Source organism: Streptomyces sp. NPDC043878 (assembly GCF_056435735.1).
The window spans coordinates 62,932-89,136 of record NZ_JBWKDW010000028.1 but is presented as its reverse complement, the minus strand read 5'-3'; the positions used below and the strand labels follow the sequence as shown (position 1 = coordinate 89,136).

Annotated in this window: 15 protein-coding genes; 5 read left to right on the top strand and 10 right to left on the bottom strand. The window is 74.4% G+C overall.

The window, feature by feature from the left end; genetic code table 11:
• The first annotated feature begins 168 nt into the window (after positions 1–168).
• Complete coding sequence (locus AC07AZ_RS31450; RefSeq protein WP_478853745.1) at positions 169–1,338, top strand: serine hydrolase domain-containing protein; 1,170 nt, start codon at positions 169–171, stop codon at positions 1,336–1,338.
• Here the strand turns inward: AC07AZ_RS31450 and AC07AZ_RS31445 are convergent.
• The 8 genes from AC07AZ_RS31445 to pstC all read right to left on the bottom strand — a co-directional run bounded on the left by AC07AZ_RS31445 (position 1,331) and on the right by pstC (position 12,529).
• Positions 1,331–1,870, bottom strand: coding sequence for a hypothetical protein (locus AC07AZ_RS31445; RefSeq protein ID WP_478853743.1), 540 nt, complete (start codon positions 1,868–1,870; stop codon positions 1,331–1,333). The two genes, AC07AZ_RS31450 and AC07AZ_RS31445, sit on opposite strands and share 8 nt — an antisense overlap.
• A 41-nt stretch (positions 1,871–1,911) precedes the next feature.
• A complete protein-coding gene (locus tag AC07AZ_RS31440) occupies positions 1,912–2,727 on the bottom strand; it encodes a phosphate ABC transporter ATP-binding protein (RefSeq protein ID WP_478853801.1) in 816 nt (271 codons plus the stop codon).
• A 67-nt stretch (positions 2,728–2,794) separates the two neighbouring features.
• Positions 2,795–3,703, bottom strand: coding sequence for a sortase (locus tag AC07AZ_RS31435; RefSeq protein ID WP_478853741.1), 909 nt, complete (start codon positions 3,701–3,703; stop codon positions 2,795–2,797).
• A gap of 103 nt (positions 3,704–3,806) precedes the next feature.
• On the bottom strand, positions 3,807–5,795 hold the full coding sequence (locus tag AC07AZ_RS31430) for an Ig-like domain repeat protein (protein WP_478853739.1): 1,989 nt from the start codon (positions 5,793–5,795) through the stop codon (positions 3,807–3,809).
• Between the two features lie 135 nt (positions 5,796–5,930).
• Positions 5,931–8,567: a hypothetical protein gene (locus tag AC07AZ_RS31425; RefSeq protein WP_478853737.1), complete on the bottom strand. Its 2,637-nt coding sequence runs from the start codon at positions 8,565–8,567 to the stop codon at positions 5,931–5,933.
• On the bottom strand, positions 8,564–10,282 hold the full coding sequence (locus AC07AZ_RS31420) for a phosphate ABC transporter substrate-binding protein PstS (protein ID WP_478853735.1): 1,719 nt from the start codon (positions 10,280–10,282) through the stop codon (positions 8,564–8,566). The genes AC07AZ_RS31425 and AC07AZ_RS31420 overlap by 4 nt, the downstream gene beginning before the upstream one ends.
• Positions 10,282–11,556 carry a phosphate ABC transporter permease PstA gene (gene pstA, locus AC07AZ_RS31415; RefSeq protein ID WP_478853734.1) on the bottom strand — a complete coding sequence of 425 codons (1,275 nt, stop codon included), beginning with the start codon at positions 11,554–11,556 and terminating at the stop codon, positions 10,282–10,284. The genes AC07AZ_RS31420 and pstA overlap by 1 nt, the downstream gene beginning before the upstream one ends.
• A 1-nt stretch (position 11,557) precedes the next feature.
• Positions 11,558–12,529, bottom strand: coding sequence for a phosphate ABC transporter permease subunit PstC (gene pstC / locus AC07AZ_RS31410; protein WP_478853732.1), 972 nt, complete (start codon positions 12,527–12,529; stop codon positions 11,558–11,560).
• Between the two features lie 399 nt (positions 12,530–12,928).
• On the opposite strand from pstC, the gene AC07AZ_RS31405 reads away from it, so the two are divergent.
• Positions 12,929–18,079: a hypothetical protein gene (locus AC07AZ_RS31405; protein WP_478853730.1), complete on the top strand. Its 5,151-nt coding sequence runs from the start codon at positions 12,929–12,931 to the stop codon at positions 18,077–18,079.
• 9 nt (positions 18,080–18,088) lie between these two features.
• On the opposite strand, the gene AC07AZ_RS31400 is transcribed toward AC07AZ_RS31405, so the two are convergent.
• On the bottom strand, positions 18,089–20,893 hold the full coding sequence (locus tag AC07AZ_RS31400; RefSeq protein ID WP_478853728.1) for a helix-turn-helix transcriptional regulator: 2,805 nt from the start codon (positions 20,891–20,893) through the stop codon (positions 18,089–18,091).
• Positions 20,894–21,162: 269 nt separating this feature from the next.
• Here AC07AZ_RS31400 and AC07AZ_RS31395 point away from each other — a divergent pair, with 269 nt between their 5' ends.
• From AC07AZ_RS31395 to AC07AZ_RS31385, 3 genes are all read left to right on the top strand, one after another.
• A complete protein-coding gene (locus AC07AZ_RS31395) occupies positions 21,163–21,831 on the top strand; it encodes a helix-turn-helix transcriptional regulator (protein ID WP_356034852.1) in 669 nt (222 codons plus the stop codon).
• A 160-nt stretch (positions 21,832–21,991) separates the two neighbouring features.
• Entirely contained in the window at positions 21,992–22,684 is a 693-nt protein-coding gene (locus tag AC07AZ_RS31390) for a Pvc16 family protein (protein ID WP_478853725.1), read from the top strand.
• Positions 22,681–24,708, top strand: coding sequence for an AAA family ATPase (locus AC07AZ_RS31385; RefSeq protein WP_478853723.1), 2,028 nt, complete (start codon positions 22,681–22,683; stop codon positions 24,706–24,708). Before AC07AZ_RS31390 ends, AC07AZ_RS31385 begins: the two co-directional genes overlap by 4 nt.
• A gap of 29 nt (positions 24,709–24,737) precedes the next feature.
• Here the strand turns inward: AC07AZ_RS31385 and AC07AZ_RS31380 are convergent, their stop codons facing one another.
• The gene (locus AC07AZ_RS31380) at positions 24,738–26,195 is read right to left on the bottom strand and encodes an RICIN domain-containing protein (RefSeq protein ID WP_478853799.1); all 1,458 of its coding nucleotides are present in this window, start codon (positions 26,193–26,195) and stop codon (positions 24,738–24,740) included.
• Positions 26,196–26,205: the final 10 nt, after the last annotated feature.

The window sequence follows — 26,205 nt, the reverse complement described above, 5'->3', positions numbered from 1 at the left end:
AACACCCGTACGGGGTGCGGTACTTGCTCGGGGATACGCCAGGGGCGGTGGTCCTCCCGGGTGACGATCCCGCCGGTCGCGACAGGACGGAAGCTGATCACGGACACCTTCCGTCCTCCGCACCACGGTCACCGCACCTTCCACGCCTCTCACCCCTGGAGCAGCCCCATGCAGTTTCGCCGCCGTAGCACCGTCCTCGCCGCGTCGCTCGCCCTGGTCCTGGGGGCCGGTCCGCTGGCCGCGCCGGTGTTCGCCGCGCCGGGACCAGCCGCGCGCGGTACGGCGGCCGGGCAGGGTACGGCGGCCGGGCCGGACGCCGCCGCCCTGCGGGCCGCGCTCGACGGGCTCCCGGACGCGGACGCCACCGTCGCCCTCGTGCGGGTCGGGGGCGGCGACGGCGACTGGCGCGGCAGCGCGGGCGTGCACGACCTGGAGAGCGGCCGCGTGGCGGACCCGGACGCCCGCTTCCGCGCCGGGTCGACGACGAAGGTGGTGACGGCGGCCCTCGTGCTCCGGCTCGCGGCGGAGGGCCGGGTCGGCCTGGGCACGCCGGTGGCGCACTACCTTCCCGGGCTGCTCGGCCCGCGTTTCGCCACCGTCACCGTGCGGCAGCTGCTGAACCACACGAGCGGCATCCCGGCGGGCGACGGCTTCGGGGACTCCTTCGAGGACCAGTACGCGCACCGCTTCGACACCCTGTCGCCGCGGACGGTCGTGGCGTCGGCGGTGGCGAAGGGGCCGGAGTTCGCCCCGGGCACCCGGCAGCACTACCTGAACATCAACTACACGGTGCTCGGCCTGCTCGTGGAGAAGGTGACGGGGCGGTCGTACGCCGCGGAGGCCACCCGGCTGGTGCTGCGGCCGGCGGGGATGCGGGACACGTACTTCCCCGGCACCGACCCGCGTATCCGCGGCCCGCACAACCACGGCTACCAGAAGGTCGAACGGGCCGACGGGGCGGCGGAGTTCGTGGACGTCACCGACTGGAACCAGGCGGACCGGTTCGCGGCCGGCGACATGATCTCCACCACCGCCGACCTGGAGCGTCTGGTGACCCGGCTGTTCCGCGGCGACCTGGTCCCCCGGCCGCAGCTGCGGGAGATGTTCACCGTCCCGGCGGGGATCGACGGCGCCACCATGAGCGCCGGCCTGCAGCGCTTCGAGTTCGGCGGGCGGGTCTACTGGCTCAAGTCGGGGGCCCGTTACGGCTACGGCACGCTGCTCGCCGCGACCCGCGACCTGTCCCGCACGCTGGTGCTGTCCGTCGGCGCGACCGACGCGAAGGGCGAGGGGATGAACCCGGTCACCGAGCGGATCGCGCGGGCCGCCCTCAAGTAGCCACCGCCGGGCCGGTGTTCGTGGTGGGCGGCGTCGCCTTCTCCAGGGACTCCAGGGCCCGGATCCGCTTCCGCACGACGTACAGGGGGATCACCCCGAACACCCCGAACGACATGTCGATCACCGACCACCAGAAGGGGATGTCCCGCAGCGGGCCGCAGATCAGCGCGAGCGGGATGATCCCGGCGCAGGCGATCATCCCGACCTCGACGACCCAGACGTTGCGGACCGGGTCGCGGTAGGGGCCGTAGAAGGCGACGGCGATCACCAGGTGGGCGAAGGCCAGCCAGTCGGTGCCGTAGAGGAGGAAGGGGTAGTCGGCGTCGGCCGTGTCGAGTCCGCGCCGGACGTGCTCGATCCAGTCGGTCAGGGCCGGGACGTGCTCCGGGACGGACATCGCCCGGAGCAGGTCCTCGGTCCAGCGCAGTTCGTGCACCAGCGGGAAGGCGGTGGCGCCGCTGAGCACCAGGCAGACGACGAAGAGGGCCAGCCACGCGCGGATGCCCTTGAGCAGGGCGGCTCTGTCGCTCATGAGGACAGCGTACGCCTGAAATTGAACACGTTCAAAAAGACTCAGCCGAAACGGCCCGCCACGTAGTCGGCGGTGCGCCCGTCGCGCGGCGAGTTGAAGACGTCGTCCGTGGCGCCGGACTCGACGATGCCGCCGGGGGTGCCCTGTTCGGCCAGGAAGAACGCGCACCGCTGGGAGACGCGTGCGGCCTGCTGCATGTTGTGCGTGACGATCACGACGGTCACCTCGCCCGCCAGTTCGTGGATCGTCTCCTCCACCCGGCGCGTCGAGGTCGGGTCGAGCGCCGAGCACGGTTCGTCCATCAGCAGCACCCGCGGCCGTACCGCCAGCGCGCGGGCGATGCACAGCCGCTGCTGCTGACCGCCCGAGAGCGCACCGCCGGGCTGGCGGAGCCGGTCGCGGACCTCCTTCCACAGGCCCGCGCGGGTCAGCGACTCCTCGACCAGCTCGTCCCTCTCCCGGCGGCCCACGCGCGTGCCGGTCAGACGCAGGCCCGCCACCACGTTGTCGTAGAGGGACATCGCCGGGAACGGGTTCGGCTTCTGGAAGACCATGCCGATCCGCCGGCGGGCGTCGGTCAGCCGCCAGGACCGGTCGTAGATGTCCTCGCCCTCGAAGAGCACCTCGCCGCCGAAGGCCGCCGCCGGGATCAGCTCGTGCATACGGTTCAGCGTGCGCAGGAACGTCGACTTGCCGCAGCCGGAGGGGCCGATGAGGGCGGTGACCTCGCCGGCGGGCATCGTCAGCGACACCCGGCTCAGCACCTGGTGGCTGCCGAACCAGGCGGAGACCGCGCGCGCTTCGAGGGTGGCGGGCGCGGGGGCGGCGGCGGTCGGCCCGGCCGGGGGCGAGGGCAGGACGACCGTGTCGGTCAGGGAGTCGGTCACGTCGGATACCTCGGTTCGCGGCTGGTCTCGGGGGCGGTCAGAGCAGGTTGGGCAGGAGCACGGTGGCGCGGGTGGCGACCTGGAGGCCGAGGACGGCGACCACCGGGGCGAAGACGATCCAGGTCTGGTGGCGGCCCCAGCGGTGCCAGGCCCACACCGCGGCGACCGCGGCCAGCAGCAGCGCCTGGAGCCACATGACGAGCGGCCACGGCATCCCGGTGGGCCGTGCGAGCGGTTCCTCGGAGCCGGGCAGGGTGCCCGAGCGGATGACGGCGGCCGGGGTCTGGGCGGGCGCGGACACCAGGTCCGCGTCGACACGCAGGACTCCGGCCGGCATGTACCGGGGGCCGGTGGCCGTGACGAGGACCAGCCGGCCCTTGCCGGCGGCGACGGCGGCGGGTGCCGGGTCACCGGCCCGCCGTACGTCGCTGACCTGGTAGGTCGCCTTGCCCTGGCCGGTGGTGACGGTGAACCGGTCGCCCTGCGCGAGGTCGGCGAGGTGGCCGAAGGGGCCGCCGTACGCGGCGGCGCGGCCCATCAGCACGCTGGTGCCGGCCTGGCCGGGCATCGGGGTGTCCCGGCGGTGTCCGGGGCCGTCGGTCAGCGCGGTGGAGTCGGTGCCCTCGACCACGACCTGGGTCAGGCCGAGTGCGGGGACGTCCAGCAGGGCCAGCGGGGTGCCGGGGGCGAGCAGCCGGCCCTGCGCGTCGGTCTGGGCCACCGGCGCGGTGCCCAGGGCGAGTTGCCGGCGCAGTTCGTCGAACGCGGAGTGCTGGGTGGCCCGTTCCTGGACTCCGCTGACCAGCAGGAGCTGCGCGCACACGCCGAGCAGCAGGGCGGCCAGGCTGAGCAGGCCGCCGCGGGCGAGGTGACGGACGGCGGTGATGCTCGTCGCCCGGGTCCGGGGCACGGACGGTAGGAGTGTGGTCGGTACGGCGACCGTCACGGCGGCCCGCCTCCTTCGCGGATCGTGGGTGGGTGGGTGGTGCCGGGCGCGGGCGGGGGGACCACCGCTGCGGCGGTCCCCCCGCCCGGACGGATCGGACGGATCAGGTGGACTGGACGCTGAAGTTCGCGCCGGACTTGGCGTTCACCGTCGAGGAGCCCAGGTAGCGGGCGTGCAGGGTGTGCTTGCCGCGGCCGAGCTTCGGCAGGGTGACGGTCACCTTGCCGCCGCTGAGGGTGCCGGTGGCGAGCGCCGTGGTGCCGTCGTAGACGGTCACCTTGCCGCCGGGCGTGGTGCCGGTCGCGGTGACCTTCACGGTGACCTTGGCGTGGGCGGTGTGGCTGACCGAGGCGGGCGCGCTGCTCGCGACGGCGGGCGTCGCCTTGCCGACCGTCAGGGTGAGCGCCGTCGAGGACGCGTTGAGCTTGCCGCTGCCGGCGTAGGAGACGGTCAGGGCGTGCTTGCCGACCTTGAGGTGGCTGGACAGGCTGACCGTGACCTTGCCGGCGCTGAGGGTGCCGGTGCCGAGGACGGTGGCGCCCTCCTTGACGGTGACCTTGCCGGTGGCGGTCACCGCGTGCGTGCCGGTGACGGTGACGGCGACCTTCGGGGCCTTGCCGTACGGCGTGGTCGCGGTGGTCGCGGTGGTGGTGCTGGCGTACCTGACCGCGCCGGTCCAGGTGGCGCCGGGGCCGGTGCCGTTGAGGTTGGCGGCGGCGACCGTGGCGGTGTAGGTGCCGACGGCCAGGTCCTTGAAGGTGTACGTGGTGGTGCCGGCCGGCACGTCCTTGACGGCCACGACGGCGCCGTCCGAACCGGTCAGCGTGACGCGGTAGTCGGTGAGCGGCAGACCGGTGGCGGCCGGGGCGGTCCAGGTCAGCTTGAGGCTCGCGTCGCCGACCGTGGTCTTCAGCGCGGGCGCGGCGGGCGTCGAGGTGTCGATGCCCGACTCCTCCAGGCCGCCGAACCTGGCGTGCCTGGCCGGGTTGACCGAGCCGTTGTACGCCTCGTTCAGGAAGCCGAAGTCGGCGATGACCTTCTCGGCGGGGTCGGAGGCCAGCTGCGCGGTGTGGCTGCCGCTGGTGACGAACACGTCGAACAGCGCCTTGTCGTAGAAGACGCTGGTGGGGTCGATGGCCCGGCTGGGGACGACGTTGTAGACGTCACGGCCGAAGGTGGCGTTCTCGTAGTAGCCGCCGACCGGGGTGAGCTTGCCGTTCACCGTGGTCACGGGGCTGGTGGCGCCGGAGTCGCCGGGCAGCTGGACGGCGGCCAGGTGGCCGCCGGCCGCCGCCGCGGTGGTGCTGTAGTCGGGGGCGACCCCGTTGACCTGGGCGATCCAGCTGCCGACGGAGAACGGGGCCAGCGCGCCGGCCTCGGTCAGCGCGGCGTTGCCCTGGTTCTCCTGGACGGTGGGGATCGACGGGGAGAGGGTGGCGTCGGTCAGGCCGATCGCGGCGAGGAAGAACTTGCGGGTGCCGGAGCCGCTCTGCGGGATCTTCGGGTGCACGGTCTGGCCGCCCACCGAGGTCAGCGTGCCGGAGTAGATGTCGTGCAGCTGGTCCACCGTCAGGGTGTCCAGGGCCGCGCCGCGCACCGCGACACCGACGGCGTCCCGGGCGAAGGGGATGTAGGTGAGGGCGGTGCCGGAGGTGGACGGACCGCTGGAGGAGCGGGCGAAGTCGACCTGCCCCTTGATGGCGACGCCGGCACTGTTGGGGAACTTGTCGCCGGTCAGCGACTCGCTCAGGGCGAGACGGCCGTTTCCGGAGCCGTTGGGCCGCAGGAAGGACGGGCCGCCGGTGCGGGTCTGGATCATGGAACTCGTGGAGCCCGTCCCGGGCTCGATCGCGTCGTACGAGGCGAGGCCCGCGTCGCCGGACTTCACCGCGGTGGCCGCGTAGCTCTTGCCGTTGACGGTGTCGCCGGCGAGGGCGTTGACCACGTCCTGGGTGGTGTCGGAGCCCACGCCGACCAGTTGGCGGAAGGTCCCTGCGGGGGTGGGGTCGGCGTACGCCGGGCTGGTGAGGACCAGGCCGCCGGCCACCACGGCGGCGGCGACCAGCGTCGCGGCGGAGCGCGTTCTGCGCATCGAGTGTCTCCTGTTGTGCGTCGGTGTGCGTGGAGTGGAGCCGGAGAGATCTGGCAGGGTGGTACGGGCCGTCCGCCCCGACTGTCTTTCGGGGCGGGCGGCCGTCTGTGGGGAGCGCCGCCGGGCGCAGCGGTGTCAGCGCCGGTGCGGCGGCCGCGGTCCGCGCAGCCGTTCGGGCAGCGTGAGCCGGGGCAGGACGGTGACCGTGCGGCCGCCCGGGAGCGGCACCCGCAGCGGCAGTCGCAGCCGGCTGCCGCCCGCGAAGGGCGCGCCGGCCGCCGCGGCGGCGCCGAGGGCGGCACCGATCGGGACGGCGTAGCGCAGGGAGTTGGCCGGGTCGCCGGGCGTGGTGCCGTCGGCGGCGACACGGACGGCCGCGCCCCCGTCGTAGGACGGTTTACCGCTCGGTGCCGGGCTCGCGCTGCCGCCGCCCGTGGCGCCGCCGGAGGTGGTGCCGCCCGCCGTGCCGCCGCCGGAGGAGCCGCCGGTGGTGGTGCCGGTGCCACCCGCGGTGCCGCCGCTGCCGCCGGTCGTGGAGCCGCCGGTCGAGCCGCCGCCGGAGGGGCCGCCGCGGTAGGCGGCGAGGGCGTCGGCGGCCCGGACGGCGCGCTCGCGCAGGGTGCGCGACAGCGGGGCGTAGCCGGCCGGGAGGCGGCCCGGGTCGGCGCCGCCGAGCTGGCCGTGGCCGGCCGCGTAGCGCAGCAGGTCCGCGTAGTCCTTGCGGGCGTCGGCCTTGAGTTCGCCGGGGCGGACGGCGGCGTAGACCAGCTGGGCGAGCGGGTAGGCGCCCTTGGCGGTGGCCCTGGCCGGGCTGATCTCGGGGGCGTGCGCGCCGGACGCGCTCGCCGCGGCGGCGGTCAGGGCCGCCGTGGTGGGAGCGACGAAGCGGCCCGCCGTGTTGCGCAGCCGGGCGGTCTGCAGGCCGTAGCGGGCGGCCGAGGCGGCGTCCGTCACCGTGATCACGAACCGGGAGCCGACCGTCTGCGGGCCGGGGCTCTTGAACGCGGGCGGGTTGGCGAGCGCGTCCCAGGTCGACTTCCACAGGGTGTCGGCGCGCCGGGTGTGCAGGGCGCCGGAGTGCATGTCCTCGACGTAGGGGTGGAAGTCCGTCATGCACTGGGGAAGGGCGGCGTCGGTGCCCGGCGGGATCGTGCACCACGGGTCGCTCTTGGGGTAGTCGTCGGCGTGGCCCGGGTCGAAGGCGACCGAGTTCGGGTTCAGGTCCGCGTTGGTGCTGTAGTACGGGTTGACGCGCATGCCCCAGTCGTCGGGGACCCCGGAGAGGAACTGGCGGGCCTCCCTGTCGGAGAGGATCCACTGCCACAGGGCGCGGGCGGAGTCGGAGTGGCCGAGCGCGGTGATCAGGTCGGTGTCGGTGGCCGGGGTCTCGGCGACCGACAGGTACGCGAACTCGGGGTTGAGGGCGACGAACTCGGGGTCGCTCGCCAGGCCCGCCGGGTTGTTCTTCGCCCAGCCGTAGCCCTTGGCTGCCTTGTCGGTGAGGACCGCTCCCCAGGGGGAGTTGCGGTACGACTCGGTGAGGAGCTTGGCGGCCAGGCGGGGCGTGAGGTCGACGGACTCGACCTTGGTGCCGGCGAGTCGGCGCACCGCGTCGGGCGCGCCGGCCCTGGGTCTGCGTTCGACGGTGAAGCCGATGACGGTTCCCGACAGCGCGAGCGGCGCGTATGTCGTGGGGCCGGAGGGCGCGGTGGTGCCGGGGTCGGCGCCGAGCGCGCGGGTGGTGAAGGCGAGGCCGGTCGTGCCGTCGGCGGTGAGGCGGGAGCGGGTGTCGGGTTCGCCGAGTTCCGTGTAGCCGTAGACCTTGCCGCCCGGGCACAGGGCCGCCTGCCAGCTGGTCATGGCGTCGGCGACGAGTTCGCTGCCGGTGGTGGGGCGTTCGTGGGCGCCGAGCGCGCAGTTGGTGCCGACCGGGTTGAAGTCCAGCGGGATCGCCACCCGGTTCCTCCAGTTGGTGGCGGAGACCGGGGAGCCCGCGTTCACCTGGCTGGTGTCCGCGTACGGCCTGCCGTCCAGGTCGAGGTGGCCCTGCGGGACGATCACCAGCCAGCAGGAGCGCGGCCGGGTCACGCCGTCGCGGGTGACCGGCAGGCCGCAGCCCAGGTGCGGGGCCTCGTTCGCGGTCTGGATCTCGACGTACTCCTTGCCGGTGCCGTCGGAGCCGGTGCGGGCGAAGTCGACCTCGTTGGTGGTGTTGCGGTTGAAGAACGGGTTGTTCTGGGTGCCGGTGGTGATCACCCGGCCGTCGACGGACTTGAAGGGCACCTCGCCCTGACCGGCGACGCCGCCCGCCCCGTACCGGTCGTCCTGGCCGTAGTTGGTGGGGTCGGCGCTGTAGAAGATCTGGCGGGTGTCGTCGTAGCCGTTGCCTGGCCAGCTGCCGCGGTCGGTGGTCGGGGAGGCGCCGTACTGGCACTGGGTGCGCGGCGGGCCGGGATTGCCGGGCACGCTGCCGTCGTCGTCGCCCCAGCACTGCATGATCTGCACGAAGTCGGTGTTGAACTGGGTGCCCGCGAACGTGGTCGCGGTGCCGCCGGTCCAACTGACCGTGACGGCCTGGCTGGTGAGGTGGGTGGTCTGGCCGACCGTGAACCTCATGTCCTTGAACTCGCCGTGCCCCGCGACGGTGACGGCGCTGCCGTTGCCGCTCGCCGCGGTCGCGGTGGGCGCGGTCTGGGCGACCGCGAGGCCGGCGAGGGCGCCCACGGTGGCCCCGGCGAGCAGGCGCAGCACGAGACGGCGCAGGCGGGTCATCGCTTGTCCCCTTCCGCGGCGGAGCCACCGGAGCGCCCGGTGATCAGCCGGGAGACGACCGAGGGCAGCAGGATCAGTCCCAGCACCAGGAACCCGGCGAGCAGCATCAGCGTCTGCGTTCCGGTCCAGCCGGTCCGGCCGGCCACCGCGACCGGTTCGGCGAGGGCGACGGTGCCGCCCGCGGTCGTACCGCCGCCGGAGCCGCCGCCGGGGGCGAGGGTCTGACCGGTGTCGGGGTCGACCGACGGAGCCGCGCCGGCGCCGCCGGCGGAGCCGCCGCCCGTGGCGCCGGTCGAGCCGGAGGTGCCGCCGCCGCCCGCCGTACCGCCGGAGGTGCCGGTGGCACCGCCCGAGCCGCCGGAGGTGCCGCCCGAGCCCGAACTCCCGCCGCCGCCGCCCGACTTGGCTCCGCCGCTGCCCGAGGTGCAGGGGGCGGCGCCCTTCTTGTCGCAGGCCGCCGGGTAGGGCGCGGTCTCGGCGAGCTTGTTGCGGCCGCCGGTGGTGAAGGTCGGGTTGTTGCAGTTGCGGATGTTGATGTTCTGCGCCTGGACGCCCGGTATCCGGCGGATCTGCTCGAAGCCGGCCCGCACCAGGTTGATCGGCAGCGGCGAGTAGCCGAGCGACGGCGCCTGCTGCTGGCCCTGGCACATGAAGTAGTAGGAGAACGCGCCGAGTGTGCGGCCCTTGTCCTTGGTGAAGGTGCCCTGCACCTTCAGCGGCAGGATCATGTACGAGTAGCTGGACAGCGGGTAGTTGCGCCGGTCGCTGTCGCTATAGACGCCGGCGAGCTGCTGGGTGAGGTAGTCCGGCGAGCTCCTGTTCGTGTTGATCTTCGCCTTGAGCAGCGACACCGCCACGTTCTGCGGGGTCGGCTCGGTGTAGTAGCCGGCGTGGTTGAGGACCTTGGCGACCGGATAGTGCGCGTTGAGGGCGTAGGAGTAGTTGACGTACCCGATGGCGCCCTCGCCGTAGTTCTGGGCCACGTAGCCCGCCACGCCGAGGTCGCCGGACTGGGCGATCATGCCGGAGACGGTCGGGTAGTACGAGGTCTGGCCGCAGGCGCCGGAGCGGCCCACGCGGGCGCAGTAGGCCTGCCACAGCGCCTTGTGCTGGTCGGCCATCCACATCGTGAACTGCGCGGTGGAGCCCGACCCGTCGGAGCGGACCACCGGCACGATGGTGCGGTGCGGCAGTTGCAGACCCGGGTTGTCGGCCCTGATCACCGGGTCGTCCCAGGTCTTGATCACCCCGGTGAAGATCCGGGTGACCACGTCGCCGGAGAGCCGCAGGTTGGTGACCCGCTTGCCGTTGACCGTCAGGTGGTACATGAAGACGGTGCCGCCGGCCACGATCGGCATGTAGGCGTACGACCCCGAGCCCGGCCGCTCGGCCGCCGAGCCGTCGGTCGGGTGGGTCTGGAAGGGGATGTCGGAGACGGCGAAGTCGACGGTGCCGCTGAGGAACTGGCGGCGGCCGTCGGAGGAGCCGGTGCCGGCGTAGCTGATCCGCATGCCGTACTGGTTGACGGCGCGGCGCCACTCGTCGACGGCGTTCTCCGCCCAGGTGGAGCCGGCGCCGGCGATCGGCGTGTAGCTCGCGGCGGCCGCCGGCGCGGCGAGCGGGCCGCCCAGCAGTCCGGCGAGCACCGCGAACAGCGCGCCGAGCGTGCCGAGGGCCCGCAGGCGGCGGAGCGTGGTGGTGAGGTGGCTGAGCATCAGTCGGTCTCTCCGGTGGTCTCGCCGGGGGTGTCCGCGGGGGCCGGGGACAGCGGGCCGGTGCCGTCGGCCTCGAACAAGGACGGCTTGGGGGCGTGCAGTTCGTCGAAACGGGTGGCGTCACGACGGGAGGCGCGGGCGGTGCGGCGGGCCTGCCGGCGGCTCTGGTGGCCCGGGCCGCGGCCGCCGATCACCCGGGCGATCGTGAAGAGCAGCAGCACCAGGGCCATCAGGACGGCCGCCGCGCCGAAGCCGCGGGCGATCATCGCGGGCTCGGGCGACTTGACGAAGTTGAAGACCGCCAGGGGCAGCGAGACCATCGGCCCGCTCGTCGGGTCGGCGTTGAGCGCCGCCGTGAACCCCGCGGTGAGCAGGACGGGTGAGGTCTCGCCGATGCCCCGCGCGGTGCCGAGGATGACGGCGGTGGCGAGTCCGGAGCGGGCGGTGGGCAGCACCACGTGCCACACGGTCCGCCAGCGCGGCGCGCCCAGCGCCTCGGCCGCCTCGGTCAGGTTGCCGGGCACCAGCCGCAGCACCACGTCGGCGGCGCGGATCACGATCGGCAGCATCATCACGCTGATCGCGAAGCCCGCCGCCAGGCCGGACTTCTGCATGCCGAGGCCGAGGATCCAGACGGCGTACACCATCAGTCCGGCCACGATCGAGGGCAGCGCGGTCATCGCCTCGACGATGGTCCGCACGAACCGGGAGAAGCGGCCGGGGATCTGGTTGAGGTAGACCGCGCAGGACAGGCCGAGCGGGACGGTGATGGCCAGCGCGATGGCGATCATGATGAGGGTGCCGAGCATGGCGTGCGCGATCCCGCCGTGGGTCAGCGGGTCGAGCGGGCCGGCCGCCTGCATGTCCTGGGTGAAGAAGTTGGCGTGCGGCAGCGCCTCGCGGCCGCGCCAGGCGGTGAACCCGACGACGAGGGCGAGCCCCGTGAACAGCAGCGCGGCCGCCGTCCACAGCACCACCGTCATCACCCGGTCGCGGACGGCCTGTCCGTCGTCCTCCAGGCCGGTGAGCACCGCGTAGACGGTGAGGAACGCCAGGTAGGCGGTGACGGTGAAGCCGAGCGGGCCGGAGAAGGGGGCGATCTGGCCGAACAGCAGCACGGCTACGCACAGTCCGGAGGCGGCGGCCCCGCACAGGGACAGCACGCCCGAGCGGGTGGGGCCGCCGATGCGGCGCGGCCGGTCGGGCGGCCCGTCGGGGACGGGGGCGGCGGCCGGTTCGGCGGCCTCGGTGGCGAGCTCTTCGACGACGGTCATCTCATGCCTCGCTCTGGGCGCCGGAGCGGGACCGGGCCGCGATGGAGGAGGCGGTGAAGTTGACCGCCAGGGTGAGCACGAAGAGCGCCAGGCCCGCCGCCATCAGCGCCGACATGCCGAAGGAGGAGGCGTCGCCGTAGTGCAGGGCGATCAGTGAGGACACCGAGTTGGAGCCGGTCTGCAGGACGTGCGGCTGGATGACGAAGACCGGCGAGATGATCAGGTACACGGCGATGGTCTCGCCGAGTGCCCGGCCGAGGCCGAGCATCGTGCCGCCGATGATGCCGCCCTTGCCGTACGGCAGGACGACCGAGCGGATCACGCCCCAGCGGGTCGCGCCGAGGGCGTAGGCGCCCTCCCGTTCGCCGGCCGGGGCCTGGGCGAACACCTCCCGCATCACCGAGCACTGGATCGGCGCCACCATCAGCGCGACGACGATCCCGGCGACGAAGGTCGAGGCCGTGTAGACGCTGTCGGAGGCGAGCGGGTCGCCGGGCCGGGTGCCGTCGACGGCGAAGAGCGGGATCCAGCCGAACCAGTCGGACAGCCAGCGGGAGAGTCCGATGGCGTGCTGCTGGAGGAAGAACAGTCCCCACAGCCCGTAGACCACCGAGGGGACCGCCGCCATCAGGTCGACCAGGGACACCAGGGTGCGGCGCAGCCCGCGCGGAGCCACGTCGGAGATGAAGAGCGCGGTGCCGACGGCCAGCGGCACCGAGACGGTGACCGCGACGGTGGCGATCAGCAGGGTGCCGGTGAGCACCGCCGCGATGCCGAACCGGTGGACGTCGGGCTGCCACTGGGCGGTGGTGAGGAAGGAGAGGCCCGCGACGCGCAGCGCCTGCACGGCCCGCAGCAGCAGGAACAACCCCACCGCCGCCATGATCGCGAGCACCACCACACCGGTGGCCGTCAACTGGTACCGGAAGATCCGGTCACCGAGACCCCGGGCCGCGTGCGGCCGTCGGGGCACTGGTCTGTCGGGTTCCGGTCGGCCGGAACCCTCCTGCGCGGACTGCACGTGCGTCCCCCCATACGGAAAACGGTTCACTCCACGCGCCGCCGAGGTGAGCCGCGCGGACAGAGTCAATGGCCGGATGTTGTCGGTGCGACGCGTCACATGTGGACTGTGCGTGAATGGGTCATGTCACTTCGGTGGGGCACCTGTGGAGGCCGTCGGCACGCGCCGCGCGTGGGGCCAGAAGGCCGTCAGGTGTACGGGAGTTGACCCCCCGGTGTGCCCCGGAAGGCGAACAGTCCAGCACTGGTCGGACACCCCCCGACCTGCGCGGACGGTGGCTACGTTGAGGCCGTGCGGACACAGCGGCAGTCAGGGGACGGCAGGACCGAGGCTTCTCAGGCGGCACCCCGGGTGCCCCGCACCACCGGCCCGCCACCCGTCGTCGCCCCGTCCCACGCCCTGCTCGCCATCCAGCAGTCCGCGGGGAACGCGGCCACCTCGCAGGCCGTGCGGCGCGGCCGGTCCGGGCCGGCGGCGCGAGCCGGCGGCCGGCAGCGCGTCCCCGCCCCGCTGCCGGCGGTCGAGGAGCGCACGGAGACCGGGTTCGTGCTGCCGCCGTACCTGATGGAGCTGGAGACGGGCGGGCTGTCCACGGCGTACGGGCTGACCGGGCACGAGTTCGTGCGGCACGCGGTGGCCTCCGTCGTGGGGCACGGCGGGGGCACGGTCGCCGCCCTCGCCGCCGACCTGGCCGGACGGCCGGAGAGCTTCTTCGGAGCGGGCCGCGCCTTCTCCGTCGAGGGCGGGCAGGGCAAGGAGTCGTACGACGTCACCGTCCGGATCTCCCGCGCCCCCGGCGACAAGCCGCCCGTCTTCCAGCCTCCGGGGCAGCTGGCCACCGCCTCACCGGGCAGGGACGGGGTGCCGCAGGCCGAACTGGAGGACGCGGAGGGCAAGGACACCAAGGTCGACGTCCAGCACAACACCTCCGCCGGGGTGAGCACCACGGCCGGCGGCTCCTCCAGCAAGGGGCTGGGCGGCCTGGCGTTCGGACTCGCACCGGTCGTCCCCGGCCTGTGGGTGGGGGCCGCCGCCACCGGCAACGCCCAGCCCTGGCAGTCCTCCCGGGAGTCCCGCGGGCTGCGCACCGTGGCCGAACCGCGGGTGCTGCGCAGCGACAAGGGCTCGGTGGAGGTACCCCGCGCGGTGCGCTACGAGGTGCGGATCAAGAAGCACGGCACCTCGAACGCGCAGTCCTTCCAGGACGTGGGCACCCTCACCCAGCGGGTGCCCGTCGAGCACCTGGTGCCCGTCGGCACCGCAGCGCCCCACGCCCCGCGAGCCGTCACCGCGGAGAGCGCGCGAGCCGTCTCGCTCGCCGACTCCCTCGCCCCGCTCGGCGTGAGCGACACCGCCGCACCGCACCGGGGCGGCGGCGGCCTCTTCGACGCGGTCGCCTCCGTGCTGCACCCCTCGCTCACCGCACCCGGCGCGCCCGGCCTGGCCCGGCTGTACCAGGCGACCTCCACGGCCACCGTCCTGGAGGACATGCCCCGGCTGCTGCGCGACGGCGTCACCGGCGAGGACCTGCACGCCAAGGACAACCAGACCGCGGGCAGTTACCGGATGCGCGCCGCGATCAGCGGCCTCTCCCCCGCCTGGAGCAGCGGAAAGACCCAGCTGCGCACCCACCAGCAGACGCAGAGCACGGTCACCGACTCCGCGGGCAAGGGGCGGGCCCTCACCGCCGGGCTGGGCCCGGCGATCGGCGTCGGAGCGGCCGGCAACGCGGCCGTCGTCCGCGGTACGGCCATGCCCGTCGCGGGCGCCCGCAAGGCGCGGTTCACCGTGGCCGAGCAGACCGTGTCCAGCCGGCAGGGCGCCGAGGTCCGCGGCGAGAAGGTGCTCTACACGGCGACCGTGAAGTTCACCGTGGAGGGCACCGGCCCCCGCTCGGCACGGATGATCCTCGATCCGGGCACCCGCGTCGCCGAGCACTCGATGAAGGTGTGGATGAGCCTGCGGGCCGACGAGGCGCGGGAACTCGGGCTGCCGCTGCCGCCGGGCACGACGGCGGGCGAGTTCGTCGAGAAGCCCAAGCGGACCGACGAGAGAGGCGAGAAGGTGACCGACGCGAACGGCCGGGAGGTGGACGTCGAACGGCACCTGCCCTTCGGCGCCATGGGCTCCAGCGTCGCCCTCAGCCGGCTCGACACCGGCCCCATGGTGAAGGCGGTACGGGAACTGTTCGCCACCGATCCCCGGCTGGCCGGCTACCTCCCGGCCTTCGGCCTCACCCCGCCCGGCGCGCACACCAGCAGGGAGGAGGCCGAGGCCCAGCGGGACAACCACCGCGAGCTGATGACCGCCCTGTCGGAGACCAACCTCCGTGTCAACAAGGACCAGTTGCTGTCCACCGGCATCCGGGTCCGGCTGCGCCGCAAGACCACGATGCACGCCCACGACGTGCAGATCCACGTCAAGGGCGCCCTTCGCGAGACCGGTTACCTCGGCGACACCAAGGACTGGCTGGTCCGCAGCCACTCCGGCGTCACCAGCAACGCGCAGAGCGGGCGCGGCAGTTCACGCTCGATCGGCGGACTGGTCCTCGGCCAGGTCCGGCTGGTCCCCGGCGTGCTGACGGGCGCGGCCCGCTACGAGCGGCACAGCACCGGCACCCGCCGCAACCAGGCCGGCCCCACCACCCGCACCGACCTGCTCACCAACGGTTCCGAGACGGCCGCCACCTTCGGGGCCGCCCTGCGCCTGGACGTGGGCTTCACCATGACCTCGCGCCCGCGCAAGCTCGCGCGCGGCCTCACCCCCGGCGCACCGGGACGGGACGTGCCGGAGCCGAGGAAGCTGGCGGGGCTGCACCTGGAGGAGCAGGACGTCCGGCTGGTCACGCCGGCGGAGTTCACCCTGGACGACGAGGGGAGGCAGCGGCAGCGGACGGTGGCTGCCGGGCGCGGCGCGCAGGCCCCGCGCCCCGACTGGGACGTCGCCGCGACCGGTATCGGCGACCTGGCCGCGCTGGTGCCGCGCCCCGCCACCGGGGAGGTGCTGCGCGACTGGCAGTTGGTGGAGACCGTCGGCGACGGACAGGCCGTCCGGGACCTCGCGCTGAGCCTGCTGTCGCGGGCCGCCGCCCGCAACAAGGGCGTACGCGAGGACCCCGCGCTGGCGACGGAGGGGCTCGCCCCGCGGCTGGCGGTGGAGGAGCGGCTCGCCCCGCAGGCGATCACGGCCGCGCTGCGGCAGGCCGCGTCGTCGGGCTGGGTGGTGAAGAACCTCCGCTATCCGCGCCGCCTGGCCGCGCTGAACGGGGCGGTCGGCACCCGGCTGACCCTGACCAACCCGAAGTTCCTGCACAAGGGCGCGGGACCCGGCACGGAGACCTTCGTGCTCGGCGGGCACCAGGCCGCCGGCCAGCAGGGGCAGAGCGTCACCACGACGGTGCAGGCCGGCGCCACCGGCACGGAGAACGGCCCGCAGTGGCGCACCGGCCAGGGCCTGTCGGCGTTCCGGACCACGGGTGAGGGCGGCGCCGAGTCGTCCGGCGTCTCCGGCACGGTCGAGCGCAACGCCCACACCCCGAGGAAGGCGCCGCTCTACCTGGTCCAGTGCGACCTGCTGGTGAACATGGTCGCGGAGGTCGGGGTCACCGGCGGCGGCCCGTACGTGGCGAAGCAGGCGCGCACCCTGCCGGCCGAGGCGGCGGTGTGGCTGACGGAGGCCCAGCTGCCGGCGTCGATCCGCCGGCAGCTGCAACAGGACGAGGAGCGCAAGCGCGGACGGGAAGCGGAGCGGAAGGCGCCGTCGTCGTCCCCGCGTGACGGCGGCGCGGCGGAGAGTTCCCGGGCGGCCGGCGAACGGGCCGCCCGCCACGGCGAGCGGGCCACCGGCCCGGTGGACGGCCGGCAGCGGCCCGCGGGCACGGTCGGCGCCGGCTCCCCCGCGCCCGCCCCGTCCGGGCCCGTCCTCCCCCGCGGGCTCCCCCTCGGCTTCGGCATGGTCGAGGACCTGCCGGACTTCGTACCGCTGCTGGAGTCGCTGCGCTCGCGCCTGGCCCAGGGCGACAAGCCGGACCTCGCCGAGGACCTGTTGCCCAGGCGGCAGCTCAAGGACCGCAACGACAACGTGCAACGCCTGCTGCGGGTCCTGGACCGCGACGGTGCGGCCGGGCTGCTGTCCGGCGCGATGGACGGCGGGGTCACCGTCGAGCTGTTCGACGGCCGCAGAACGCCCTACTGGGCGGTCTTCAAGGTGGACCGCGTACGGGACGCCACACCGGCGGGCCCGGCGGACGACGGCCGGGACATGGAGTACATCACCTCCGCCGTCGCGCAGCAGGCCGGCTCCCGGGACGAGAGCGCGGTGACCGGCGTGGAGGGCGTCTTCGCCGGCTCCGGCAAACCGGAGGCCGGGGCGGGACAGCTGAAGAGCCTGGGCGGCGGGGCGGGCCTCGGCCTCGCGTCGGGCGACTCACGGCGTGCCGGCGGGGCGAGCCGCGGCCAGCTCGGCATGAAGACGGTCGCGGAGGCGTCCTCCGCCAAGTCGGCGAGGATGCGGGTGCCGATCCGGGCGAGCCTTGAGCTGTACCGGGGCGGCAGCCGGGTCGGCCTCGCGCGGATGGACGGTCTGACGCTGACCCACCGGGCACTGGAGAAGGACCTGGCGGCCCTCGCCCGGGTGTCCGCCCCCCGGGCGGACGCGCTGCGGGCCGGCCAGGGCCCGCGCGCGGTGGACGGGGACCCGGCGGCCGGGCTCGGTGCCTGGCGCGCGGACGGGGTGCGGCTGCCGATGGAGGCCCAGGTGAACGGCTTCCAGGGGGCGCCCCGGGTACGGGAGTTGGTGAACTCCGCGGTGCGGCAGGCGGGCGGCGGCGACCGGTTCCGGGACCGGGGACAGGCGGCGGCCTACACACTGCAGGAGGCGGTCTCCACCGAGTGGCTGATCGCCGCGCTGCCGCTGCTGACCACCGCCGGGGCGGACCTGCCGCCGGTGCACGCGAGCGGCGCCGAGGGCCAGGACCTGCGGGCCTCGGTGCACGCGCGGCTCAGGAACGGGCGGGTGCTGGGTGTCGGCGACAAGATGACCTTCGAGACGGTGGGCCAGAGCCACCTCGACGCGCCCCGTCCCACGCAGACGGACGGCGTGAGCTCCACCGACCGGGGCCGGGCCGCGCGGGGCCTGGCGGGCGCGGGTCTGCTCAACGCGGACGAGTTCCGCCTCAACCAGCTGATGGGCAACTCCGACGGCTCGGGCGGCACCTCCGACGCCACGGTGAACTCGGCCGGCTCGATGCCGCTGCACAAGCCGAAACTCGCCTCGGTCCTGGTGCAGTTCACGCTGGACGTCCGGGTGGTGGCCCGGGTGACCAACCGGGTCCGCACCGCGCGCACCGGTACGGCGGTACGGGAGATCACGCTGCCCACGCCGGTGGTGATCCGTATGCCGGAGCCGACGGTCCGCCGCATGCTGGCCGCTCAGGGCGGACGGCTCCAGGACCCCGACCACCACCTGGGGCCGGGCCGGGCGGTCCCGCCGCCCGCCCCGTAGGCCCAGGGCTCAGGGGGTCCTGAGCGCCCGGCTCAGCTCGTTCCGCCGCCGTATGCCCAGCTTCTTGTAGGTGCTGGTGAGGTGGGTCTCCACGGTGCGGCGGGCGAGGTGCAGCAGTCCGGCGATCTCCGTGTTGGTGCGTCCGTCGGCGGCCAGCAGGGCGATGCGCCGCTCGCTGCCGGTGAGGGAACCGGAACCGGTGCGGACGCCGGTGGCGCGGCGGGCGCCGCCCTCACGCAGCGCGTCCTCCGCGAGGGTCCGCAGCCGCGGCGCGCCGAGGCGTTCGGCGCGTTCGGCCGCCTCCCGCAGGCAGTGCCGGGCCCGGACGCGTTCCCCGGCGGCGGTCAGCTGGCGGCCCTGGGCGACCAGCGCGGCCACGTACTCGGGCGCGGCCGCCGCGGGGGCGTCCCGCAGCAGTCGTACGGCCTCCTCGGCCAGCTCCAGGCCGCGGCGGCCGCCGGTGACGGTGCCGAGGACCCGCAGGGCGCGGCCCGTGATGCGCGGAGTGCCCCACACCCGGGCCAGCCGCAGTTCCTCCCCGGCCAGCGCGAGCGCCTCCAGGGGGCTGCCGAGGGCGAGCCGGCACTCGGCGGCGGCCGACCGCCACGGGGTGACGACCGGGCTGAACACCTCGCGGGCGCTCTGCCGGCGGCCGCACTCCAGGAAGTCGTGCAGGGCCGCCGCCCACTCGCCCGCCGCGGCCCGCTGCACGCCCCGCGCGTACAGGAAGCGGTTGAGTTCCCAGGAGTCGGGGGCCGCCCGCAGGTCGAAGCCGTCCGCCAGCCGGCGTGCCTCGGCCGTGCGGCCGGTCTCCACGAGCGCGATCAGGGTGTGGGCGTGCGCGTTGGAGGGCCCGGCGTCGGGGGTGAGGAGCGGCTCGGCGGGCAGCCGGGTGTGTTCACCGCGGGCGGCCGCGATGTCGGCCCGTACGTTCAGCAGTGCCTGGTGCATCGGGTGCAGCAGGTCGGGACGCTGGCCGGCGAGGCCGCGGTCGACGAGCCGGTCCGCCTCGTCGAGCTGGTCGGCCCACTGGGCGATGGCCGCGGCCGTGCCCAGCAGGAAGGGCTCGGTCAGGGGGTGGGCGGGCGCGGCGAGGAGGGTGCGCACCTGCTGCATCGCGTCGTCGGCCGAGGTGAGTCCGGCGGTCGCCGCGTGCCGCACGAGCAGCGCCCGGGCGGCCGGACCGACCAGCCGCGGGGAGTGCTCGGCGGTGTCGCACAGCCACCGGTACACCTCCGCGCGGACCGTCTGGTCCTGGTCGGACAGCAGCGCGGACGCGCTCTGCAGGGTGCCCACGAGGTCGGAGCGGCCGGCGAGTTCGGGGCGGTCGGCGAGCTGCCCGTCCACCGTGCGCAGCACCTCCACGGCGGCGCGGGTCTTGCCGCGTCCGGCGAGCGCGGTACCCAGGGCCACCGCCGTACGCACCCGGTCCTGCGGCGCGCCCGCCAGCCGCAGCGCCTCGGACAGCCGGGGTATGCCGGCCGAGGACTCCGTCCCCGCGCACTCCAGGGAGCCCAGTTCGGTCAGCAGCCGTTGCCGGCGCTCGTCGGTCAGCGGTTCCGCCAGCGCGCGGCGCAGGAACCCGACGGCGTCGTCGGCGCGGCCGTCGCGCAGGGCGAGGGCGGCGGCGTCCTGGAGCACGGCCGGCGCCCAGGGGGTGCCGGCCGGCCCGGACAGCAGCAGCCGGCGGGCCACCGTCTCGGTGGGCGCGCCGCGGTGCAGCATCGCCTCGGCGGCGGCCCGGTGCGCGGCCCGCCGCCGCTCGGCGGGCACCCCGGCGAGGACGGCGTCCCGCAGCAGGGGGTGGGCGTAGCGGGGGCGGCCGTCGGCGTCGGGGCGCAGCACGCCGAGTCCGGTCATGGCGGTGAGCCAGCCCGCGACCCGGGCGGGGTCGGCGCCCGCGAGGTCGGCGAGCAGGCCTGCGGGGCCGTCGGCGGAGTGTCCGGGGTCCTGGTCCGGCCGGCCGGCCGTCCCACGGTCCCATCCCTCGTCGAGGGCCGCGAGCGCCCGCGCGGTCTCGGTCGTGCCGGGGCCCGCGCTGTCGAGCCACCACCGCACGGCCTCCGGGTACGTACCGGGGTACAGCGCGGCGGACGTCTCCGGCACGGTGGGGTGCCGGCCGGGGGCGCCGAGGTCGTCGAGGAGCGCGCCGAGCAGCAGGGGGCTGCCCGCGCCGGCCCGTACACAGCTGTCGGTCCACGACCCGCCGGCGGACGGGAACCGGGCACGGACCAGCCCGGCGGCCGCCTCGGTGGTGAGCGGGGCCAGGGTGTGGGTGTGCACGAGGGCCGGCGAGAGGGTGTGGGTGAAGCCGGGGGCGGGCGGGTCGATGTCGTACTGGCTGCGTTCGGTGACGGCCAGCAGGACCGGCAGCGGTAATCGGTCCACGTGCCGGGCGGTCTCCACGAGCCAGCGGTGCGAGGGGGCGTCGGCGAGGTGGACGTCGTCCACGGCGAGCAGCACCGGGGACTCGTCGGCGTAGGAGCGCAGTACCCGGCGCAGCAGCGCGGCCCGCTCCCGTTCGCCGCCGGCCGCGTCGAACTGCTCGAATCCGGGTACGGGGGCGAGGAGTTGGAGGACGGCGGCGAAGGGCACGGTGGCGTCGCCGGGCGAGCAGCGGGCGCGCAGCACCCGCATGCCGTGGCCGGCGGCGGCCTCGGCGGCGGCCTCCAGGACGGTGGTCCGGCCGGTGCCGGTGGCCCCGCGCAGCAGCACCAGGCCGCCCGCGCCGGCCCGGGCCCGCGCGGCCTGGTCCGCCAGCAGAGCAACGGCTTCCCGGTGCTCGCGCGGCAGTTCACGCTGCGGTACGGACATCCGTGCCTCCTTGGTCGGTCGGAACGCCTTCCGCGGGCGAAGACGCCGTCCGGCGGGGTGCGGTGACGTGAGAAGTGCCACGGCGGTCCGGTGCGGCCGCCGTGGAACCGGACGGGAGGTCGCCGTCGTGGTCGCGGTACCGCCGATCTCGTGGTGCTGCTCGTGGTGCTCCACGATTGCGTCCGTCCCCTCCGCCCCACGAGTGTGAAGAGTGCACGCCTGCCACCGGCCTTGTGGAGGTGGCGCACACGTGGACATAGGGGAAACGCTTGCTCAGCCAATCGCGCACCACGCACCCGGGCACGGCCGACGCCGCGGACCGGGTACCCGTGGCGGTGCACGCCTCGGACCCGATCTCGCGGGAGGGAGCCCTCAGCCAGCTGCGCCGGTACCCGGAGGTCCTCCTCCGCGAGGAGAGCGAGTCGGGGCCCGGCACGGTGGCCCTGCTCGTCGAGGAGACGCTCGACGAGGCCGCGCTGACCCGGCTGCGCCGGCTGGTGCGCAGTGAGGGCGCGCGGGCGGTGCTCGTGGTCGGCGCCCTGCGGGAGACGGAACTGCTCGACGTGATCGAGTGCGGGGTCGGCGCCATCGTGTGGCGCCACGAGGCCACGGCGACGCGGCTGGTGGCGGCGGTGCTCGCGGCCGCCCGCGGGGACGGCGACCTGCCGGCGGATCTGCTGGGCCGGCTCATCAGCCAGGTGGGCTCGCTGCACCGCGGTGCAGCGGGCCGGTCCGGCGCACCGGCCTCGGGACTGACACCGCGTGAGGTCGACGTCCTGCGGCTGGTCGCCGAGGGACTCGACACCGGAGAGATCGCCAGCAAGCTGTCCTACTCCGAACGGACCGTCAAGAACGTCATGCACGGGCTGACCACCCGGCTGCATCTGCGCAACCGTGCCCACGCCGTGGCGCATGCCCTCCGCGAAGGCTACATCTGACCGAACGGGCATCCGAACCCGGCCCCGGGGGCAGTCCGGTCTGCCCCGCGGCCGTCCCCGGCGTGCCTGCGGGCACGGGCCGGTCGGAGGGCAGGATCGGGTAGGGCCGCAGGTGGCACACAGGGCGTCTGCCCTGGCACGGCAGGGCGGGAGCACGACAGTGATCCACGAAGTGGACGAGGTCCTCAAAGGGCTGCTCAGCGGTGGTGCGCTGGCCGGTTCGGGCATCGACGTCGCCCTCGACGCCCCCACCCGCGACTGGGCCGCCCGCCGCAACGCGCCCACCATCAACGCCTACCTGTACGACATCCGGGAGGACGTGAAGCGGCGTCAGCGCGGACACGTGTCGGTGCGCGACGACCGGGACGTGATCGTCAAGCGCCGCCAGCCGCCGCGCTGGTTCCGGCTCTCCTACCTCGTGACGGCGTGGACGAAGCAGCCCCAGGACGAACACCGGCTGCTGTCGGCCGTACTGGCCACGCTGATCCCGCGGGAGCTGATCGCCCCCTCGGAACTTCCGGGCGCGCTCGGCGCGTTGGGCCTGACGATGCCGTTGTCGGTGGCGGGCATCCAGACGGAGTCGCGTTCCCTGGCGGAGATCTGGTCCGCGCTCGGCGGTGAACTCAAGCCGTCCCTCGACCTCGTGGTCACCGCCCCCTTCCCGGCCTATCCCGAGTACGACGCCGGCCCGCCCGTCACCGAGGGTGCCGCGATCCGGGTGCGTGCCGTGGACGGCGAGCCGTCCGGACTCGAGGAACGCGCGCACCGGCCACGACAGGTCACGGCGGCCCGTGAGGCCCGGGAGGCGGCGGCCCGGGAGGCCAGGGAAGCGATGCGGGGCGGGACGACGTGACGTCGGCGCCGACGGCCCACGAGGAGGCGGCGCCGGAGGCCGACCTGTCGGCCGCCCTCCTCGACCGGCTGGCCGGACTGCGCGAGCGCGTCGCCCTGCTGGTCGACCACCGTGCCGCCGACGACCCCACGGCCGCCGACCCGCTGCGCGGCCTGTACCTGCCGGAGGACGCCGTACGGCATCTGCTGCGTCCGGCACAACCCGCCCGGCTCGACCTGGCCGGCGCCGCCGGGCCGCCGCACGACCGGCTGACCGGCCTCGCCGCACGTCTGGGCCTGTCCGACCTCGACTCCTTCCTGCTGCTGATCGCCCTCGCCCCCGACCTGGACCGCGGCTTCGAGCAGTTCTACGGCTACCTCAACGACGACGTCAGCCGGCGGCGCGCCACCGTCGCCCTGGCCCTGGACCTGTGCGGCCTGCCCGTCCACCTGCCCGCCGCCCGTGCCCGGCTGCACCCGGCGGCCCCGCTGTGCACGCTGGGGCTGCTCGTCGTGGAGGAGCCCGAACGGCCCTTCCTCAGCCGCTCGTTGCGGGTGCCCGACCGGCTCGTGGCGCACCTGCTCGGCGACGACACCCCCGACGCGTCACTCGCCGGCCACCTCCACCCGCTGTCGGTGCCCGTGGATCCGGGTGAGAACGAAGAGGCGGCCCAGGACGGCGAGTTCAGCCGCTTCACCCGGCGCCTCGCCGCCCGGCTCACCGCCGGCGCCCCGTTCACCGCGTATCTCCGCGAACGCCACGAGGGCGACGGCCTCGCCTCGGCCGCGGTCGCCCTGCACGCCGCGGGAGTCCCCGCGCTGCGCTACTCGGGGCCCGAGGACCGCGTGCCCGACCTGCTGCGGGAGGCCCGGCTGACCGGCCGCGCGGTCGTCGTCACCGGCCTGCCCGACGCGCCGGCCCCGCTGGTGCGGGAGCTGGCCTCGGCGGCCGACGTCCCCGTGCTCATCACGGCGTCGCGGCCCTACGACCCCCAGTGGTGCGACCACGATCCCCTGGTCCTGGAGGCGCCCCCGCAGCGCGCGGGCGCGGTCCGCGCCTGGTCGGCGGCGCTCGGCGAGGAGCCCGGCTTCGACCTCGCGGCCACCGTCGCGCCGTACCACCTGGCGGGCGACCACATCACCCGGGCGGCCCGTGCCGCCCGGCGCCTGGCCCGCTTCGACGGCACTCCGCTCACCCCGGCCCACCTGCGGCTGGCCGCCCGCCAGCAGTCCGCCTCGGGGCTTGAGCGGCACGCCCGCCGGATCAGGCCCGACGTCGACTGGCGGGACCTCGTGCTGCCCGAGCAGCCGCTGGGCCGGCTGCACGAACTCGCCCTGCGCGCCCGCCACCGCGACCGGGTCCTCGGCGACTGGCGGCTCAGCGCGGGCGGCGGCCGCGGCCGGGGTGTCCTCGGCCTGTTCGCGGGCGAGTCCGGCACCGGCAAGACGCTCTCGGCGGAGGTGGTGGCGGCCGAACTCGGGCTCGACCTCTACGTGGTGCAGCTGTCGTCGGTGGTCGACAAGTACCTCGGCGAGACCGAGAAGAACCTCGAACGCATCTTCACCGAGGCCGACCGCACCGACGCCGTCCTCCTCTTCGACGAGGCCGACGCCGTGTTCGGCAAGCGGTCCGAGGTGAAGGACTCGCACGACCGCTACGCCAACATGGAGAGCGCCTACCTGCTCCAGCGCCTCGAATCCTTCGACGGCATCGCCCTGCTCACCACCAACCTGCGGGCCAACATCGACGAGGCGTTCACCCGGCGCCTGGACCTGATCGTCGACTTCCCCTTCCCCGACGCCGGCCAGCGCGTCGCGCTGTGGCGGCACAGCCTGACCCACGTGCCCTGCGCGGAGAACATCGAACTCGGTCCGGTGTCCGCCGACTTCGAGCTGGCGGGCGGCTCCATCCGCAGCGCCGTCGTCACCGCCGCGTACCTCGCGGCCGGCCGTGGCGGTGTGGTCACCGGGGCCGACCTGCTGGAGGGCGCCCGCCGTGAGTACCGCAAGGCGGGGCGGCTGGTGCCGGGCGAGGGCGCCTGGTAGCGGGGCGAGCGTGTCGCCCCGCTGCCGGTTCACTGATCCGAGGTGCGGACGACCTGCCACTCCTGGTCGTCGGTGTGGGAGCAGTCGAACAGGGTGAGGTCGGCGTCGTTGCCGCCGGCGCTGTAACCGGCCACGTCCAGGCACTTGTTGTCGCTGGCGAAGTTGCGGATCCAGTACGCGCCGCTCGGCTGCTTCTGGATCCACCACAGCTGGTTGTCGCCGGTGGTGCCGTCGCAGGTGAACTCGGTGATCGGGGTCCGCACGGGCTGCGCCCCGTAGTAGGGCAGGTCCATGCAGAGCTGGTCCTTGACGTTGCGGATCTGGAAGAGGGGCTTGCTGCCGGGACCGCCCTTCGGGTACTTCACCTCGAGGTTCCAGCGCTGGTTGTCGTGCGTGGTCTCGTCGCAGACGTACTGGCGCACGGGTCCGTTGATCTGGCCCTTGTCGTAGTTCGGGATGTCCGCGCACTTCTTGGTGGTGGTGTTGCGCAGCACGACGTTCGTCGCGGGCACCACGGGCTTCACGGTCTTCTTCCTGGGCGCGGCCGGCGCGCCGCCGCCCCCGCCCCCGCCCCCGCCCCCGCCGCCCGAACCGGTGTCCTGCTTCTCCTCGCCGGCGCCGGCGCTGGTCTGCGGCGCCACGGGCGCGGCCGGCTCGGGCGGGGCGGCGGGAGTGAGGACCGGTGTGGGCGTCGGCGAGGGCGCGAGGGTGGCTCCGGCTTCGACGGTCTGCTCGTCGGCGCCGGATCTGACGTTGGGTTTGTAGGCGATCCACAGCATCGTGAACGTCAGGGCGAGGGCGAAGAAGAGACCGAAGAACGTCGCCAGCCAGCGCGGCAGGAACCCCCGCTGCACATACGTCCCCTCCACCGGCAACGGCTTCGCACCCGACCGCAGCACCGACACCGTGAACGGCCGCTGCTCCTTCGCCCCGAACCAGATGATGTCCCGCGGCTTCAACGTCGCCTTCACGAACACCGCACGACCCGGCTCCACCTGCACACTGCCCGGACGGATCTCATACGACAACTGATCGCCCGTGTCACTGCCACTGAGCGACGCCGTCAGCTTCGTGTTGCCCAGATTGTCGATCGCCAGCCTCGGCCGCCCCCGGAACCGCCCCTTCACCGTCGGCGGCACCAACTCCGCCCGCACCTCCGAGAACGGCGTCACCGTCAGATTGCCCTCCGGAACCGTCGTCGCCTCCGGATGCTCCGTCGGCGTGATCCGCACCGCATACGGATTCGGCCCCGCCAACGCGTCCGGCGACCTCGGCGGCGCGAACGTCAGCTCCACCGTCCCCGTCGTCCCCGGAAACAACCGCAGACTCGCAGGCTCCACCGACGTCCACGGCGCGACCGGCCCCACCGCCTCGAACCGGTACTCGTCCACCACATCACCGGTGTTGCGCAACCTCAACCGCACACGCGTACTGCCACCCGGGTCCACAGTCGCGGAGGCGGGTTCCAGAGAAGTCCAGATCGTCATGTCACCAGTC